A 14,736-nucleotide genomic window follows, 5' to 3' on the forward strand; every position below is an offset into this window, starting at 1 on the left:
GTCTCCGCGGTGCCCGGTGCCGACGGCCATTCCTTCGGCGCGCGCAACGCCGGCTCGGCCGCCCACGCCCGGCCGGACGCCAACCCCGCTGACGGCGGCGGCCGCCACGGCCGCCCCGACCCCGGGCAGCAGTCCGGCGACCGTCTGGGCCACCACACCGGCGCGATGCCGACGACCGGCCGCGCCGGTGGCCAGCACGGCGCCCCGGACCCTGACGACGACCCTGGGACAGGACCGATCGGCCGGCGCGGCGCCCCCGCCCCTACCGGCCGTGGCGGACCCGGTTCGACCACGGGGCCGGTCCGCGCGTCGGCGGTCGTACCGCCCGTCGTGCCCGGCCGCGAAGGCGTGCGCACCCCGGCCGTTCCCGGTCGCGCCGGAGCGATGGCCGGGAGCACGTCCGGTGTGATCGGTACCACCGGACAGATCGCCCGCGCCGGTGAGGCGGCTGCCCGTGCGGCGGGCCGCGGCACCGGGCGGGTTCCCCGGCCCGGTCAGCGTCCGGTTCCCGGCCAGCCCGGAGGCGGCCCGCCGGTGCCCGGTGCGCCGGCTCCCGGGTCGCCGGCTGCCGGTCAGCCCGGCCGAGGTACGCCGGGAACCGCAGCGGGTGGGCGTGCGCAGCCCGGTGCCGGACGACCTGGACCAGGCCAGGGCACCCGCCCGCCGGTGCCCGGGCGTGTCCAGCCGCCGGCTCCCGGTCAGCCGGGTGCCGGTCGTGCTGTGCCCGGCCGCTCACCCGGCGGCCGTGTCGCGCCCGACCAGCAGCCGAGCGGCCTCGCCGGTGCTCCCGGGCAGCCGACTGGTCCCGGCCGACCGGGCGGCCCCGGAGCCTTCTCCGGCCCGGTCGAGAGCGGCCAGCGCAGCGCCGGGGTCGTGCGCGGCCCGGGTCGTGCGGCGCCTGGTCCCGGCGGACCTGGTCAGCAGCCGAACGCCCCAGGGCGTCCGGGTCGCAACCCGAGCAGCCCGGTGAGCCCCGCCGAACCGAGCGGGCTGCCCATCCGACCCGGCAGCCCGGCACCGGGCGGCCCATCGCACGGTCTTTCCGGTCCGGGCCTGCCCAGCGGCCTGCCCGGCGCCCCTGACCAGCCCGGCGGGCCCCGACAGCCCAGCCGTCCGGGTCAGCCCGGGGGTCCCGGCCAGCCCGGGGGTTCCGGTCTGCCCGGGGGTTCCGGTCAGCCCGGCATCACGGGCCAGCCCGGCGGTCAGGGGCAGTTCGGCGGTCCGGGTCGAGCCGGCGGTCCGGGTCAGGCCGGCGCCTCGGGTCGTCTCGGCGGCGCGGGTCGGCCAGGTGACCGTCCCGGCGCTGGACAGCCCGGCGGCCTCGGACAGCCGAGCGGCCTCGCCGGGCCGCACGGCGACGAGCACACCGGCACGGGCGCGCGCCCGGCCAGCCTGGACGACCCCGGCCGCCCCGCGCGGGGGACCGGCCCGGTGCTGCCCGGCCGCGGCGCCGCCGCCGTGCCCCCGGGCCAGGGACCCATTACTCCGGGCCGCGGCGCAAGCCCGGTGACGCCCGGCCGCGCCACCGGCCCGGTCACGTCCGGCCACGGCTCCGGCCCGGTCACGTCCGGCCACGGCTCCGGCCCGGTCACGTCCGGCCACGGCTCCGGCCCGGTCACGTCCGGCCCGGTCACACCAGGCCACGGCACCGGCCCGGTCACGTCCGGCCACGGCTCCGGCGCGGTCGCGTCCGGCCACGGCTCCGGCCCGGTCTCCGCCGGCCACGGCTCCGGCCCGGTCTCCGCCGGCCACGGCTCCGGCGCGGTCACGCCGGGCCACGGCGCAGGCCCGGCAACGCCGGGTCGCGCCACGGGCTCGGCGACGCCGGGTCGCGGCACTCCTGAGCTTCCGCAGAGCCGGGGCGCCGCGGAGGTCCTGCCGGGCCGGGCCGCCGTAGACGCACCCCGTGGCCGCGGCACCGGCGAAGTGCCGATCCGGCCTACATCTGACTTGCCGGACCGCGGCGCCCCGGGCGCCCCCGGACATGGAGCCGCCGCAGTACCCGGTCGCGGCGCCGCCGAGGTGCGCGGCGACCTTCCCAGCCGAGGAGCTGCCGAGGTTCCAGGCCGTGGCACCGCTGAGGTGACCGGCCGCGGCGCAGCAGGGGTACCCGGTCGTGGCGCTGCTGAGGTGCCGGGCCGAGGCGCTGCTGAGGTGCCCGGGCGGGGCAAGGCTGAGGTTTCACCCGTGCGGGGGACCGGACAGGTCGCCGCGGCGGGGCGGGGCACCGGCACCGTCACTCCGCCCGGACGGGTTGCGGTTGTCGGCGCTGGGCCCGTACCCGATGCGGGTGACAGCTCGGCCGACGACGAGCGTGAGTCTCCCGGTGGTCTGCTCGGTAAGGGTGCCGAGCTGCGCACCCGGCTGCGCACCGAGCGGCGGCTGCGGGTCATCACCCTGGTCACGCTCAGCGTCGTGGTGCTCGGGCTGCTTCCGCTGCTGTTCGGGATCCGGTCCGCGACGCGTGACCCCGTGTTCAACTCCCTCGATGCGCTCAGCGTGCCCACCTGGGCCGACAAGCAGGTCGAGGACCGGACCAGCGGCAGCATCTGGTGTTTCTTCGACTGCCGGTTCCGGGAGCGGACGGCGCAGTCCGAGCGGCCGTTCGAGGAGACCGACAGGGCCTACGCCACCGCGCTGACTCAGGCCGGCTGGAAGGTTCGCAGCGGCGAGTGCTCCGATCAGCCCACCACCTCCGGCAAGTACACCTGCTGGACCAGGGACGAGTTCACTCTGGACCTGTGGGTACGGCTGCCCGAGTGCGCTGTCGACGCCGTCGCCGCGCAGGATCCGGCCACTCAGCCTTCCGTCGGGCCGGACGGGCTGGTGCCCACTCCCGACCCGGACAAGTGCACCGGTTCGACCGTGAGCATCAAGGTGCAGAACGCCGTCACCGACCAGCGGGGCAAGCCGCAGCCGGCCGTGGATCCCTCCTTGATCGGCGAGACGCCCGACCCTGTTCTCACGCCTGATCCTCTGCTGGAGCCGACACCGACGGCGTCGTGAAGCGTCCACCGGTCACTGACGGTAGGGTCTGCACGTTGTCACACTGTGGGGCACGTCAGTAGAGGAGACGCGTAGATGGACGTTACCGCCGGAGAAATCGCAGGCCTGATCGCGGCGGGCGCGTTTTTGATGCTCGTGCTGGTGCTCGCCGTCCCGATTCTCAAGCTGCGCCACACGGTCGACGCCGCCACCCAGGCGATCAACGACCTCAACGACCGGACCGGGCCGCTGCTCGGCAACGTCACCGACACGGTGAGCAACGTGAACACCGCGCTGGGCCAGGTCCAGGTCTCTTTGGACGGTGTCAACGTGCAGCTCGCCAAGGTCGACACCATGACCGAGCACGCCCAGAACGTCACGGCCAGCGTGGCCAACCTCGCCACCGTCGTGTCCGCCGCCGCCGCGAACCCGTTGATCAAGGTGGCGTCGTTCGGCTACGGCCTGCGCAAGGCCGCCGCCGCCCGCCGGCACGCCGAGGACGAGCGCGACGTCCGCGCCTCCCTCAAGCAGCGCCGCAAGGCCGCCCGCGCGGCCCGCTGACCATCTCACCAGCTTTTCTAGCTCGGAAGGAACACCGCCATGAAGCGGCTGCTCTGGCTGGGTGTCGGCCTGGCCGTCGGCGCCATCGTCGTGCGCAAGGTCACCCGTAAGGCCAACGAGTTCACCCCCACCGGCATCGCCACCTCCCTGTCGCAATCCGCTGGCGGTCTGGTCGAGTCGCTGCGTAGCTTCGTGGATGACGTCCGCGAGGGGATGGCCGAGCGCGAGCAGGAGATCCACGAGGCCTTCGCCGCGGGTGAGCTCTACGACGACCAATTCGCCGAGCTGCGTGACGGCACGCAGGGGCGGCACGCGAGTGAGGACCAGCGATGAAGACGGCGGAGATCAAGCGGCGCTTTCTGGCGCACTTCGAGGCGAACGGGCACACGGTCGTGCCGAGTGCCCCGCTGCCGGCCATCGACGACCCGAACCTGCTGTTCATCAACGCCGGCATGGTCCAGTTCGTGCCGTTCTTCCTCGGCCAGCGCACCCCGCCGTACCAGCGGGCCGTGAGCGTGCAGAAGTGCATCCGGACGCCCGACATCGACGAGGTCGGCAAGACCAGCCGGCACGGCACGTTCTTCCAGATGAACGGCAACTTCTCCTTCGGTGACTACTTCAAGGCCGAGGCCATCCGGCTGGCCTGGGAGCTGTCCACCAACCCGATCGAGAAGGGTGGCTTCGGGCTGGACCCGGAGCGCATCTGGCCGACCGTCTACCTCGACGACGACGAGGCGTTCGAGATGTGGCGCGCGACCGGTGTGCCCGCCGAGCGGATCGTGCGCCGGGGCAAGAAGGACAACTGGTGGCACATGGGCATCCCCGGCCCGGGCGGCACCTGCTCCGAGCTCTTCTACGACCGCGGCCCCGAGTACGGCAAGGAAGGCGGCCCGGAGGTCGACGAGGACCGGTACATGGAGTACTGGAACCTCGTCTTCATGCAGTACGAGATCACCGACGTGAAGAGCAAGGAGAACTTCACGATCGTCAGCGATCTCCCCAAGAAGAACATCGACACCGGCATGGGGCTGGAGCGGGTCGCGTCGATCCTGCAGGGCGTCGACAACCTGTACGAGATCGACGAGGTCAAGCCGATCCTCGCGCGGGCGGCGGAGCTGTCCGGCAAGGTGTACGGCGCGCACTCCGGTCACGAGGCCGGCCTGTCGCACCCCGACGACGTCCGGCTGCGCGTGATCGCCGACCACGTCCGTACCGCGCTGATGCTGATCGGCGACGGGGTCACCCCGTCCAACGAGGGCCGCGGTTACGTGCTGCGCCGCATCATGCGCCGGGCGATCCGGGCCATGCGCCTGCTCGGCTGGCAGGGGGCCACGTTCCCCGAGCTGCTGCCGGTGGCGCGCGACTGCATGGCGCCGTCGTACCCGGAGCTGGCGGAGGAGTTCGGCCGGATCTCCACGTACGCGTACGCGGAGGAGGAGGCGTTCCTGTCCACGCTGCGCGCGGGCACGACCATCCTCGACACGGCGATCACCGACACCAAGAGGTCCGGCGGCGCGAAGCTCAGCGGCGCGCAGGCGTTCCAGCTGCACGACACGTACGGCTTCCCGATCGACCTGACCCTGGAGATCGCCGCCGAGCAGGGGCTCGACGTCGACCAGGACGGCTTCCGCCGGTTGATGGCCGACCAGCGGTCCCGCGCGAAGGCGGACGCGGCCGCGCGCAAGACGGGCCACGCGGACCTGTCGGCGTACCGCACGGTGCTCGAGAACGGCGGACCGGTGCAGTTCACCGGCTACGCGGAGGTCTCCCGGGAGTCGCGGGTGCGCGCGCTGCTCGGCGACGGCGGCGCCAGTGTCGCGGCGGCGAATGAGGGTGACTACGTCGAGCTGGTGCTCGACACCACGCCGTTCTACGCCGAGGGCGGCGGCCAGCAGGCCGACACCGGCCTGATCAACGTCGGCGGCGGGCAGGTCGAGGTCGTCGACGTGCAGCAGCCGCTGCCCGGCCTGATCGTGCACAAGGCCCGGGTCGTCCGCGGTGAGGTGCGCGCGGGCGAGGCGGGCTTCGCCGAGATCGACGTGACCCGCCGCAAGGCGATCTCGCGGTCGCACACGGCGACGCACCTGATCCACCAGACCATGCGGGCGTTCCTCGGCGAGTCGGCGACCCAGGCGGGTTCGCTGAACGCGCCCGGCCGGCTGCGCTTCGACTTCAACACCCCGGGGGCCGTCTCGCCCGCGGTGCTGCACGACGTCGAGCAGCAGGTCAACGAGGTGCTGCTGCGCGACCTGGAAGTCCATGCGTTCGTCACCTCGCAGGAGGAGGCGCGCCGGCTCGGCGCGATGGCCCTGTTCGGGGAGAAGTACGGCGACGAGGTCCGGGTGGTTGAAGTCGGCGACTACGCGCGTGAACTCTGCGGCGGTACGCACGTGGCCCGCTCGGGTCAGCTCGGCCTGGTGAAGATCCTCAACGAGTCGTCGATCGGTTCCGGCGTCCGCCGGGTCGAGGCGCTCGTCGGCATCGACGCGTTCGGCTTCCTGGCCAAGGAGCACCTGCTCGTCGCGCGGCTCGCGGAGCTGTTCCGGGTGCCCGGCGACCAGGTCGCCGACCGGGTCGAGCAGACCGTGACGGCCCTGCGCGACGCCGAGAAGGAGCTCGAGAAGATGCGCGCGCAGCTGGTGCTCGGTGGGGCCGGTGCGCTGGCGGCGCAGGCCCGTGACCTGCGGGGCGTGGCGTACGTCGGGACCGAGGCACCCGAGGGTGCGGCGACCAACGACGTGCGTACCCTGGCCCAGGAGATCCGCGGCAAGATCGACGCCGGTCGTCCGGCGGTGGTCGCGGTCGCGGCCCGGTCCAACGGCAAGGCGTCACTCATCGTAGCGATCAACGCCACGGCGAAGAGTCGTGGTCTGTCCGCGGCGGATCTGGTCAAGGGCGCGCTCTCCGGCCGGGGCGGCGGCAACGCCGACCTCGCCCAGGGCGGCGGAGTGCCCGCTGACCAGGTGAATGTCTTGCTCGCAGCGGTGGAGAAGGCGGTCGGCGAGGCCGCCTGAGAGGGAGGCCGTCGACATGTTGCCGTTGCCACGGGGTAGGCGGCTGGGTGTGGATGTGGGTAAGGTCCGCGTCGGGGTCGCACTCAGTGACCCTGACGGGATCCTGGCCACCCCCCTGGTCACGGTGCCCCGTGACATGGGTGCGGCGCCCGACGCCGTCCCCGGCGACATTGCTCAGCTCGTCCGCCTCGTGGGGGAGCACGAGGTGGTGCAGATCGTGGTGGGCCTCCCCGTGCGCCTCAACGGCGAGGAGGGGCCTGCCGCCATCGACATACGTGCGTACGCTGGTCGACTGGAACGGGCGGTAGGGTCTGTTCCGATCGTCCTGGCGGACGAGAGGATGTCGACCGTGGTCGCAACCCGTAGGCTGGCCGAACGTGGCGTACGGGGCAAGCGGCAACGGGCGGTCGTCGATCAGGCGGCCGCGGTGGAGATCCTGCAGAGCTGGCTGGACGCGCAGCGGAGGCAGACGAGATGATCGACGAGCTGGACCTGGCGTTCGACGAACAGGCGGAGAAGGGCAGACCGCGCCACCGGCGGGGGTTCCGCGGTTCGAAGGGCGGCGGCGGCAAGGGCGGTAAGTCCGCGGTCGCCTTCCTCATGGTGTTCATCCTGCTGGGCGTGCTCGGCGTCGGCGGATACCTGGGCTACTCGAAGATCAAGGGTTTCTTCACGGCGGCCGACTACGACGGCCCCGGCACCGACCCGGTGCAGGTCAAGATCCCCAAGGACGCGTCGCTGACCGAGATCGGCAACGTGCTGTACGACGCCGATGTGGTCAAGAGCACAGCCGCCTTCACCGAGGCCGCCGATGCCAATCCCAAGGGCAAGAACATCCAGTCCGGCACGTACAACCTGCGCAAGCAGATGGCGGCCGAGCAGGCCGTGACCCTGATGCTCGATCCCAAGAGCCGGGTCACCAACGGCATCACCATCCCCGAGGGCAAGACCGCCAACCAGGTCTACGAGATCCTGGCCAAGGCGACCGGGGTCAAGGTGGCCGATTTCAAGAACGCCGCCAAGGACCCGGAGGCGCTCGGCGTCCCGGCGTTCTGGTTCAACCGCACCGACGGGCAGAAGAAGACGAAGTCGATCGAGGGCTTCCTGTTCCCGGACACCTACGAGTTCCCCCCGAAGGGCACCGCGGCGGAGTATCTGACGCTCATGGTCGAGCACTTCATGAACGTCGCCAACGAGGTGGACTTCGTCAAGCAGGCCGAGACCCAGCGCAACATCAGCCCGTACGAGGTGCTGACGGTGGCCTCGCTGGCCCAGGCCGAGGCCGGCAACGCCGAGGACCTCGGCAAGGTCGCCCGGGTGGCCTACAACCGGCTCTACGGCGACGATTTCCACTGCAAGTGCCTGGAGTTCGACGTCGGGATCAACTACTACTACCAGCTCACCGGCAGGCCGACGAAGTCGTCCGGCAAGATGACCGACAAAGAGCTGTTCGACACGAAGAACCCGTACCGCCTGCACGGCAAGGACGGGCTCACGCCGACGCCGATCAACAACCCCGGCAAGGCCGCGCTGCAGGGTGCCCTCGCGCCGCCGAAGGGCAACTGGCTGTACTTCGTGGCGATCGACAAGCAGGGCCACTCGGCGTTCACCAACAGCTACCCGCAGCACGAGAAGAACATCGAGACCGCCAAGAAGAACGGCGTCCTCTGACGGGTCCCCTAATCTGTGCCTGTGCAATCCACTGAGCGCGCCCGGAAGGCCGCTGTCTGCGGGAAACCGATCGGGCACTCCCTGTCCCCGGTCATCCACACTGCCGGCTTCGCTGCCGCCGGTCTGCTGACCTGGACGTACACGGCGATCGAGTGCGCCGAGGCCGAGCTGCCCGGCCTGGTGGCCGGTCTCGGCCCGGAATGGGCCGGGCTGTCGCTGACCATGCCGCTCAAGGAGGTCGCGCTGACGCTGGCCGCGGCGGCGTCGCCGGTCGCGACCGCGATCGGTGCGGCCAACACCCTGGTACGGCGTCCCGACGGCACCTGGTTCGCCGACAACACCGACGTCCCGGGCATGGTCCGGGTGCTCGGCGACGCGGGTCTCGCCCACGGCCCGAGCGTCACGGCGCCCAGCGACGCGGGCGTCCCCCCGGGCCACGTGTCCGGCCCCAGCGTGACGGTGCTCGGCGGCGGTGGCACGGCCCGGGCCGCCCTGGCCGCCGCGGCGCAGCTCGGGGCCACCGACGTCACCGTGGTGACCCGGCGTCCCGAAGCCCGCGACGAGCTGGCACCGGCTGCGGCCGCCCTGGGTGTGACCATCACCGGCGTGGAGTGGGCCGACGCCCCGGCCGCCTTCGACGCCGACGCCGTGATCTCGACCGTGCCCAAGGGCGCGGCCGACGCGCTGGCGACCGCCGTGAAGTGGCGGCCCGGCACGGTGCTGTTCGACGCGATCTACGACCCGTGGCCGACCCCGCTGGCGGCCGCGGCGGCCGACCACGGGGTCCCGGTGGTGTCCGGCCTCGATCTGCTGCTGGCGCAGGCGCTGGGCCAGTTCGAGCAGTTCACCGGCGTGCACCCCGCGCCGGAGGCGGCGATGCGGGCGGCCCTGACGGCGGCGTCGGCCGTCGGCTGAGCCGCTCAGGCCGCCCGTCGTGACCAGGTCAGCGTCAGCACCGAGAGCAGCGCCACCAGCGCGAAGCTGACGATCGCCAGCGCCATCGGCATGCCCCGGCCGGGCTCGCCGAAGCCGACCAGCGGCGCGGCCACCGCCGCGATCACCGACTGGACGCCGCCGAGCAGCGCGGCCGCCGTCCCGGCGCGTTCCGGGTGCCGGTCCAGGGCCAGCGCGGTCCCGTTCGGGGTGACCATGCCGATCGTGCCGACCAGCACGAACAGCCCCACGATCAACGCGGCCAGGCTGCCCAGCAGCGCCGCGGCCAGCACGATGCCGCCGGCCGTCACCTGCGCCACCAGCGACACCAGCAGCAGCCGGCGGGGCGCGAACCGGTCCAGCAGCCGCCCGTTGGCCTGGCTCAGCACGATCAGGCCGCAGGCGTTCAGACCGAACAGCAGGCTGAACACCGTGGGGGAGACGCCGTAGCCGTCCTGCAGGACGAACGACGAGCCGGAGATGTAGCTGAACAGGGCGGCGAACGCGAACGCCTGGGCCAGCGCGTACCCGAGGTAGAACCGGTCCGCGAACAGGGTGCGGGCCGTACGGGCCGTGTCGGCCAGGCCGCCAGGGCTGCGGCGTTCCGGTGGCAGCGTTTCCGGCATGCGCCAGACGACCAGGGCCGTGAGCAGCGTCGCGATGATGCCGAGGGCGACGAAGATGCCGTGCCACGAGGTCACCTTCAGCACGGCGCTGCCCAGGCTCGGCGCGGCGATCGGGGCCACGCCGAAGATCAGCGTCAGCCGGGAGAAGAACTTCGCGGCGGCGACCCCGGCGTACAGGTCCCGCACGATCGCCCGGGCCACCACCACGCCGACGCCGCCCGCGATGCCCTCGGCCAGGCGGACCCCGGCCAGGACCGGCGCGGTCGGGGCGAGCGCGCAGAGGAACGAGAAGATCGCGTACGCGCCGACGCCGATGATCAGCGGCCGGCGCCGCCCCCAGCGGTCGCTGAGCGGGCCGCAGACCAGCTGCCCGACCGCGAGCCCGATCAGGCACGTGGTCAGCGACAGCTGCACCTGCGCGTCGGCCACCCCGAGGTCCCGCGACAGCGCCGGGAACGCGGGCAGATACATGTCCAGCGACAGCGGACCGATCGCGGTGATGAGCCCGAGCATGACGACGAGCAGGGGCCCGTGCACGGCCGGGACGGGCCGGGCGACCGGCGTGGTGGGCTGGGACGACACCACCGGACGATAGCTCTGCTGCCGGTCCCCGGTCCGGCAGGCGGGACGGGGACTGCCCGGCGCGGCGGCCTGCGACGACCGCGTGCCAGACTGTGACCCGTGTTGCGCTGGCTTACCGCAGGTGAATCCCACGGCCCGGCGCTCGTCGCCCTTCTCGAAGGGGTGCCCGCCGGTGTGCGGGTGACGAGCGAGGACATCGGCCGCGACCTCGCGCGCCGCCGTCTCGGCTACGGCCGGGGCGCGCGGATGGCGTTCGAGCAGGACGAGATCGAGATCATCGGCGGCATCCGCCACGGGGTCACGCTCGGCAGCCCGGTCGCGATCCGGATCGGCAACTCCGAGTGGCCCAAGTGGCGCACCGTGATGGCCGCCGACCCGGTCGACCCCGACGAGCTCGCCGCCCAGGCCCGCAACGCGCCGCTGACCCGGCCCCGGCCCGGCCACGCCGACCTGGCCGGCATGCAGAAGTACGGCCACACCGACGCCCGGCCGATCCTGGAACGCGCCAGCGCGCGCGAGACCGCGGCCCGGGTGGCCGTCGGCGTGGTCGCCAAGGCACTGGTCAAGCAGGCGCTGGGCATCGACATCGTCTCGCACGTGATCGAGCTCGGCTCGGTCGCGGCCAAGGCCGGCCTGATCCCCACGCCGGAGGACGCGGCCCGGATCGACGCCGACCCGCTGCGCTGCCTCGACCCGGAGGCCAGCGCCCGGATGGTGGCCGAGGTCGACGCGGCGAAGAAGGACGCGGACACCCTCGGTGGCATCGTGGAGGTGCTGGCCTGGGCCGTACCCCCGGGTCTGGGGTCGCATGTGCAGTGGGACCGCAAGCTGGACGCCCGGCTGGCCACCGCCCTGATGTCCATCCAGTCCGTCAAGGGCGTGGAGATCGGCGACGGCTTCACCCAGGCCCGCTCGCGCGGCTCGGTCGCGCACGACGAGATCATCCCGACCGCGGACGGCGTCAAGCGGATCACCGACCGGGCCGGCGGCCTGGAGGGCGGCATCACCAACGGCGAGAACCTGCGGGTCCGGGCCGCGCTGAAGCCGATCTCCTCGCTGAACCGCGCCCTGCAGACGGTCGACGTGGTCACCGGCGAGGCCACCACGGCGATCAACCAGCGGTCCGACGTGTGCGCGGTGCCGGCCGGCGCGGTGGTCGCCGAGGCGATGGTCGCGCTGGTGCTGGCCGAGGCCGCGACGGAGAAGTTCGGCGGCGACTCGGTCGCCGAGATCCGCCGCAACCTGGCCGGCTACCTCGACAGTCTGCTGATCCGGTGACCGCACCGGTCGCGGTGATCGTCGGTCCGCCGGGCGCGGGCAAGACCACGATCGGGCAGGCGGTGGCCGCGCTGCTCGGCGTGGACTTCGCCGACACCGACCACCTGATCGAGCAGCGCGCCGGCAAGCCGATCCCGGAGATCTTCTTCGACGACGGCGAGGACGCCTTCCGGGCGCTGGAACGCGAGACGATCGCCGAGGCGCTCGGCTCGTTCCCCGGCGTGCTCGCCCTCGGCGGTGGCGCGATCCTGCACGAGGGCACCCGCGAGTCGCTGCGGGAGCACACCGTGGTGTTCCTGTCGGTGGAGCTGTCCGACGCGGTCAAGCGGGTCGGGCTCGGCGCGGGCCGCCCGCTGCTGTCCGTGAACCCGCGGGCGACCCTCAAATACCTGATGGAGCAGCGCCGCCCGCTCTACGCGTCGGTGGCGACCCACACGATCGCGACCGATGCGCGCACTGCCGAGGAGATCACTGCCGAGCTAGCCGCGCTGCTCAAGAATCCGCGCTAGCGCGCCGGGCTCGCTGAGCATCGGCCAGTGGCCGGTGGGCAGCATCACGACCTCGGCCTCGGTGAGGCCGGCGAAGAACGGATGGCCGGCGGCCATCATCTCCTTGATCTGGTCCTCCGGGAACGTGCAGGCGACCAGCGTGGTCGGCAGCTCCCGGGAGGTGGCCCGGGCGCCGAGCGGCTGCTCCACCGAAGCGCGGGGATGCGGTGTGCTCCGCGTACGCAGCAGCGCCAGCGCCGCCTCGTCCAGCCCGGCCAGCAGCACCGGGTCGGCGTCGGCGTCCCACTCGCGGGGCGGCACCGCGTCACCCGGGCCGGCCGGCTCCCCGGACATCGACTGCTGGGTGGTGCCCTCCGGCAACGGCCCGCTGTCCACATAGACCACCCGGGCGATCCGCTCCCGCAACCGCAGCGCCGCGGCGCTCACCGGCATCCCGCCGTAGCTGTGCCCGACCAGCACCACGTCCCGCAGATCCTCGGTCTCGACCAGCCGGACGATGTCCTCGGTGTGGGTGTCCAGATCGACGCCGGGACCGAGCAGATGGGAGCGGTCGGCGACGCCGGTCAACGTCAGCGGGAAGACCTCGTGCCCGCCGCCGCGCAGCGCCGCCGTCACGTCGTGCCAGGCCCATCCGCCGAGCCAGAGACCGGAAACCAGAACGTATGTCGTCATGCCCTCACGCTAAACCGGATACCGGACGATTCCGGTCCGGTATGGGGTGGAGAATCTTCGGCATGCCGCACCCCGCCTCACGCGTCCTGGCCATGCTGGAGCTGCTCCAGGCCCACCGCAGCATCCGCGGGGCCGAGCTGGCGGCCCGGCTCGCGGTGGATGAGCGTACGGTCCGCCGGTACGCGGGCACCCTCGCCGAACTGGGTATCCCGGTGACGGCGGAACGCGGCCGGTACGGGGGCTATCGGCTCCTGCCCGGGTTCAAGCTGCCACCGCTGATGCTCACCGACGACGAAGCGGTGGCCGTGGTGCTGGGCCTGGTGGCGGCCGACAGTCTCGGGTTGGCGACGGACGCCCCGGCCAGTGCCGCCGCCGAAGCGAAGATCACCCGGATCCTTCCGGCGGCGTTGGGAGACCGGCTGGCGGCCCTGCGGGCGAGTCTGGGCCTGACCATGCGCCGCCGTGAGCCGGATGCCGCGCCGCGCTACGGCGCTACGCCGTCGGCCGCTGATCTGTTGCTGACGCTGGGGACGGCGACTCGCTCGCAGCAGCGGCTCGCGCTCACCTACCGCACACCCCGCCACCGCCCGACCACCGACGACGCGTCGGACGCCCCGGGCCCGACGGTCGACGCACCGGCGGCCGCGGCCGGGTCACGAGCGGTCACCGCGGGTGGCGCGGGATCAGTGACCGAGCCGGACGGGCCGACAGCGGATGCGGGCGAGGCCGGGACCGCGCCGCGGGTCAGCCGGCGGCAGGTTGATCCCTACGGTCTGGTCTTCCACAGTGGGCGCTGGTATCTCGTCGCCCACGACCACCGCACCGACGAGATCCGGTCGTTCCGGCTCGACCGGATCGCCGCCGCCGTGCCCACCGGCGAGGACTTCGAGGCGCCGCCGAACTTCGACGCCGTCGCGCACGTCACCCGGCAGTGGGCCGGGCTGCCCTGGAAGTGGGAGGTCGAGGTGCTGATCGAGGCCGACGTCGCCCAGGTGCGCCGCCGGATCCCCGCCGCCATCGCGGATGTCACCGAGGTCGCCGACGGGGTGCGGCTGAGCTGCCGGGCGCAGAGCCTGCCCGGGATGGCACAGATGCTCGCCGGGCTGGGCTGGCCGTTCACGGTGGTCCGGCCGGATGAGCTGCGGACCGCTCTCGCCGAGCACGCCGCACAACTCGTCCGCTACGCCGCCCGCTAGCCCAGCCGGGCCTCGAGCGCCTCGACCCGCTGAATCAGTGGACGCAGCTCCTGGCGTACCACCGAAGTGAGCTCTTCCGGTCCGACCGGCGGCTTGGTCGCCCGCAGATGGGCGTAGCCGCTCAGGGCGGCCGACACCGTCCGCCGCACGGTCCGGGCGTCGGCGCCCGCCGCCCGAAGCGTCCGCCCGGCGATCCCGTCCGGCTCGGCCGCGAGGCCGATGAGCAGATGCTCGCACCCCACGTAGTTGTGCCCGAGGGCAGTCGCCTCAGCGACCAGCATCTCCAGCGCGTTCGCGGCCGGCGTGCTGTAGCGCAGCCCCGGCCCGCCGCCCGGCTCGTCCTGCTCGGCCCACGACAGGGTCGCGGGCTCGATCTCCATCGCCCGGAGCAGCCGCAGCGCCAGGTTCTCCCCTTCGGTGATCATGGCGCGAAGCAGGTGGCCGGTGCCGACGTTGGGCGAGCCGGCGTCGCGGGCGGCGTTGATCGCCAGGGAGAGCACGGTGATCGCCCGGGGGGTGAAGGAGGGCAGGGTGGCCGCGAGCTGACCGGCGTCGAGATCGCCGAGGGCGGTCTGCCGGATCACGGTGATCCGCCGGACCGCCTCCTCCAGGGCTCGCTGGCAGATCGCGGACACGGGCAGGCCGGACTCGCGCACGGCGTCGGCCAGTTCGTCGGGCAGGTAGACGTTGATTTTCGGCATGACCTAGA

The 14,736-nt window shown here is 73.0% G+C and carries 14 protein-coding genes; 10 read left to right on the forward strand and 4 right to left on the reverse strand.

All coding sequences use genetic code 11. From position 1 onward, the window contains the following. Positions 1-732: 732 nt before the first annotated feature. Positions 733-1,698 (reverse strand): hypothetical protein, encoded by a 966-nt coding sequence (locus tag AB0C12_RS40600; protein WP_360556164.1) that lies wholly within the window; start codon positions 1,696-1,698, stop codon positions 733-735. Positions 1,699-2,187: 489 nt separating this feature from the next. Between AB0C12_RS40600 and AB0C12_RS40605 the strand changes: the two genes are divergently transcribed. The 7 genes from AB0C12_RS40605 to AB0C12_RS40635 all read left to right on the forward strand — a co-directional run bounded on the left by AB0C12_RS40605 (position 2,188) and on the right by AB0C12_RS40635 (position 9,146). Then, positions 2,188-3,006 (forward strand): hypothetical protein, encoded by an 819-nt coding sequence (locus AB0C12_RS40605; protein WP_360556166.1) that lies wholly within the window; start codon positions 2,188-2,190, stop codon positions 3,004-3,006. Between the two features lie 75 nt (positions 3,007-3,081). Next, entirely contained in the window at positions 3,082-3,546 is a 465-nt protein-coding gene (locus tag AB0C12_RS40610) for a DUF948 domain-containing protein (protein WP_360556168.1), read from the forward strand. Positions 3,547-3,585: 39 nt separating this feature from the next. Further along, positions 3,586-3,879, forward strand: coding sequence for a hypothetical protein (locus AB0C12_RS40615; RefSeq protein ID WP_212992667.1), 294 nt, complete (start codon positions 3,586-3,588; stop codon positions 3,877-3,879). After that, positions 3,876-6,560: an alanine--tRNA ligase gene (gene alaS / locus AB0C12_RS40620; protein ID WP_360556170.1), complete on the forward strand. Its 2,685-nt coding sequence runs from the start codon at positions 3,876-3,878 to the stop codon at positions 6,558-6,560. The genes AB0C12_RS40615 and alaS overlap by 4 nt, the downstream gene beginning before the upstream one ends. Positions 6,561-6,576: 16 nt before the next feature. Further along, positions 6,577-7,038: a Holliday junction resolvase RuvX gene (gene ruvX, locus AB0C12_RS40625; RefSeq protein ID WP_360556172.1), complete on the forward strand. Its 462-nt coding sequence runs from the start codon at positions 6,577-6,579 to the stop codon at positions 7,036-7,038. Further along, the gene (gene mltG / locus AB0C12_RS40630) at positions 7,035-8,231 is read left to right on the forward strand and encodes an endolytic transglycosylase MltG (protein ID WP_360556174.1); all 1,197 of its coding nucleotides are present in this window, start codon (positions 7,035-7,037) and stop codon (positions 8,229-8,231) included. Before ruvX ends, mltG begins: the two co-directional genes overlap by 4 nt. A 21-nt stretch (positions 8,232-8,252) precedes the next feature. Beyond that, entirely contained in the window at positions 8,253-9,146 is an 894-nt protein-coding gene (locus tag AB0C12_RS40635; protein ID WP_360556176.1) for a shikimate dehydrogenase, read from the forward strand. A gap of 5 nt (positions 9,147-9,151) precedes the next feature. On the opposite strand, the gene AB0C12_RS40640 is transcribed toward AB0C12_RS40635, so the two are convergent. Continuing rightward, on the reverse strand, positions 9,152-10,303 hold the full coding sequence (locus AB0C12_RS40640) for a multidrug effflux MFS transporter (RefSeq protein ID WP_360556355.1): 1,152 nt from the start codon (positions 10,301-10,303) through the stop codon (positions 9,152-9,154). A 168-nt stretch (positions 10,304-10,471) separates the two neighbouring features. Here AB0C12_RS40640 and aroC point away from each other — a divergent pair, with 168 nt between their 5' ends. Further along, positions 10,472-11,650, forward strand: coding sequence for a chorismate synthase (gene aroC, locus AB0C12_RS40645; protein ID WP_360556178.1), 1,179 nt, complete (start codon positions 10,472-10,474; stop codon positions 11,648-11,650). Then, entirely contained in the window at positions 11,647-12,159 is a 513-nt protein-coding gene (locus AB0C12_RS40650) for a shikimate kinase (RefSeq protein ID WP_360556180.1), read from the forward strand. Before aroC ends, AB0C12_RS40650 begins: the two co-directional genes overlap by 4 nt. On the opposite strand, the gene AB0C12_RS40655 is transcribed toward AB0C12_RS40650, so the two are convergent. Further along, the gene (locus AB0C12_RS40655) at positions 12,130-12,831 is read right to left on the reverse strand and encodes an alpha/beta fold hydrolase (RefSeq protein WP_360556182.1); all 702 of its coding nucleotides are present in this window, start codon (positions 12,829-12,831) and stop codon (positions 12,130-12,132) included. The genes AB0C12_RS40650 and AB0C12_RS40655 overlap by 30 nt on opposite strands. Positions 12,832-12,893: 62 nt before the next feature. Between AB0C12_RS40655 and AB0C12_RS40660 the strand changes: the two genes are divergently transcribed. Beyond that, positions 12,894-14,027: a YafY family protein gene (locus AB0C12_RS40660; RefSeq protein WP_360556183.1), complete on the forward strand. Its 1,134-nt coding sequence runs from the start codon at positions 12,894-12,896 to the stop codon at positions 14,025-14,027. Here AB0C12_RS40660 and AB0C12_RS40665 read toward each other — a convergent pair. Further along, positions 14,024-14,728 (reverse strand): Clp protease N-terminal domain-containing protein, encoded by a 705-nt coding sequence (locus AB0C12_RS40665; RefSeq protein WP_360556185.1) that lies wholly within the window; start codon positions 14,726-14,728, stop codon positions 14,024-14,026. The two genes, AB0C12_RS40660 and AB0C12_RS40665, sit on opposite strands and share 4 nt — an antisense overlap. Positions 14,729-14,736: the final 8 nt, after the last annotated feature.

Source organism: Actinoplanes sp. NPDC048967 (assembly GCF_040649415.1).
Classification (GTDB): Bacteria; Actinomycetota; Actinomycetes; order Mycobacteriales; family Micromonosporaceae; genus Actinoplanes.

Coding starts and splice junctions, on each gene's coding strand:
- AB0C12_RS40610 (WP_360556168.1), top strand. CDS start 3,082: ATGGACGTTACCGCCGGAGAAATCGCAGGCCTGATCGCGGCGGGCGCG.
- AB0C12_RS40615 (WP_212992667.1), top strand. CDS start 3,586: ATGAAGCGGCTGCTCTGGCTGGGTGTCGGCCTGGCCGTCGGCGCCATC.
- alaS (WP_360556170.1), top strand. CDS start 3,876: ATGAAGACGGCGGAGATCAAGCGGCGCTTTCTGGCGCACTTCGAGGCG.
- ruvX (WP_360556172.1), top strand. CDS start 6,577: ATGTTGCCGTTGCCACGGGGTAGGCGGCTGGGTGTGGATGTGGGTAAG.
- mltG (WP_360556174.1), top strand. CDS start 7,035: ATGATCGACGAGCTGGACCTGGCGTTCGACGAACAGGCGGAGAAGGGC.
- AB0C12_RS40640 (WP_360556355.1), bottom strand. CDS start 10,303: ATGCTCGGGCTCATCACCGCGATCGGTCCGCTGTCGCTGGACATGTAT.
- AB0C12_RS40655 (WP_360556182.1), bottom strand. CDS start 12,831: ATGACGACATACGTTCTGGTTTCCGGTCTCTGGCTCGGCGGATGGGCC.
- AB0C12_RS40660 (WP_360556183.1), top strand. CDS start 12,894: ATGCCGCACCCCGCCTCACGCGTCCTGGCCATGCTGGAGCTGCTCCAG.
- AB0C12_RS40665 (WP_360556185.1), bottom strand. CDS start 14,728: ATGCCGAAAATCAACGTCTACCTGCCCGACGAACTGGCCGACGCCGTG.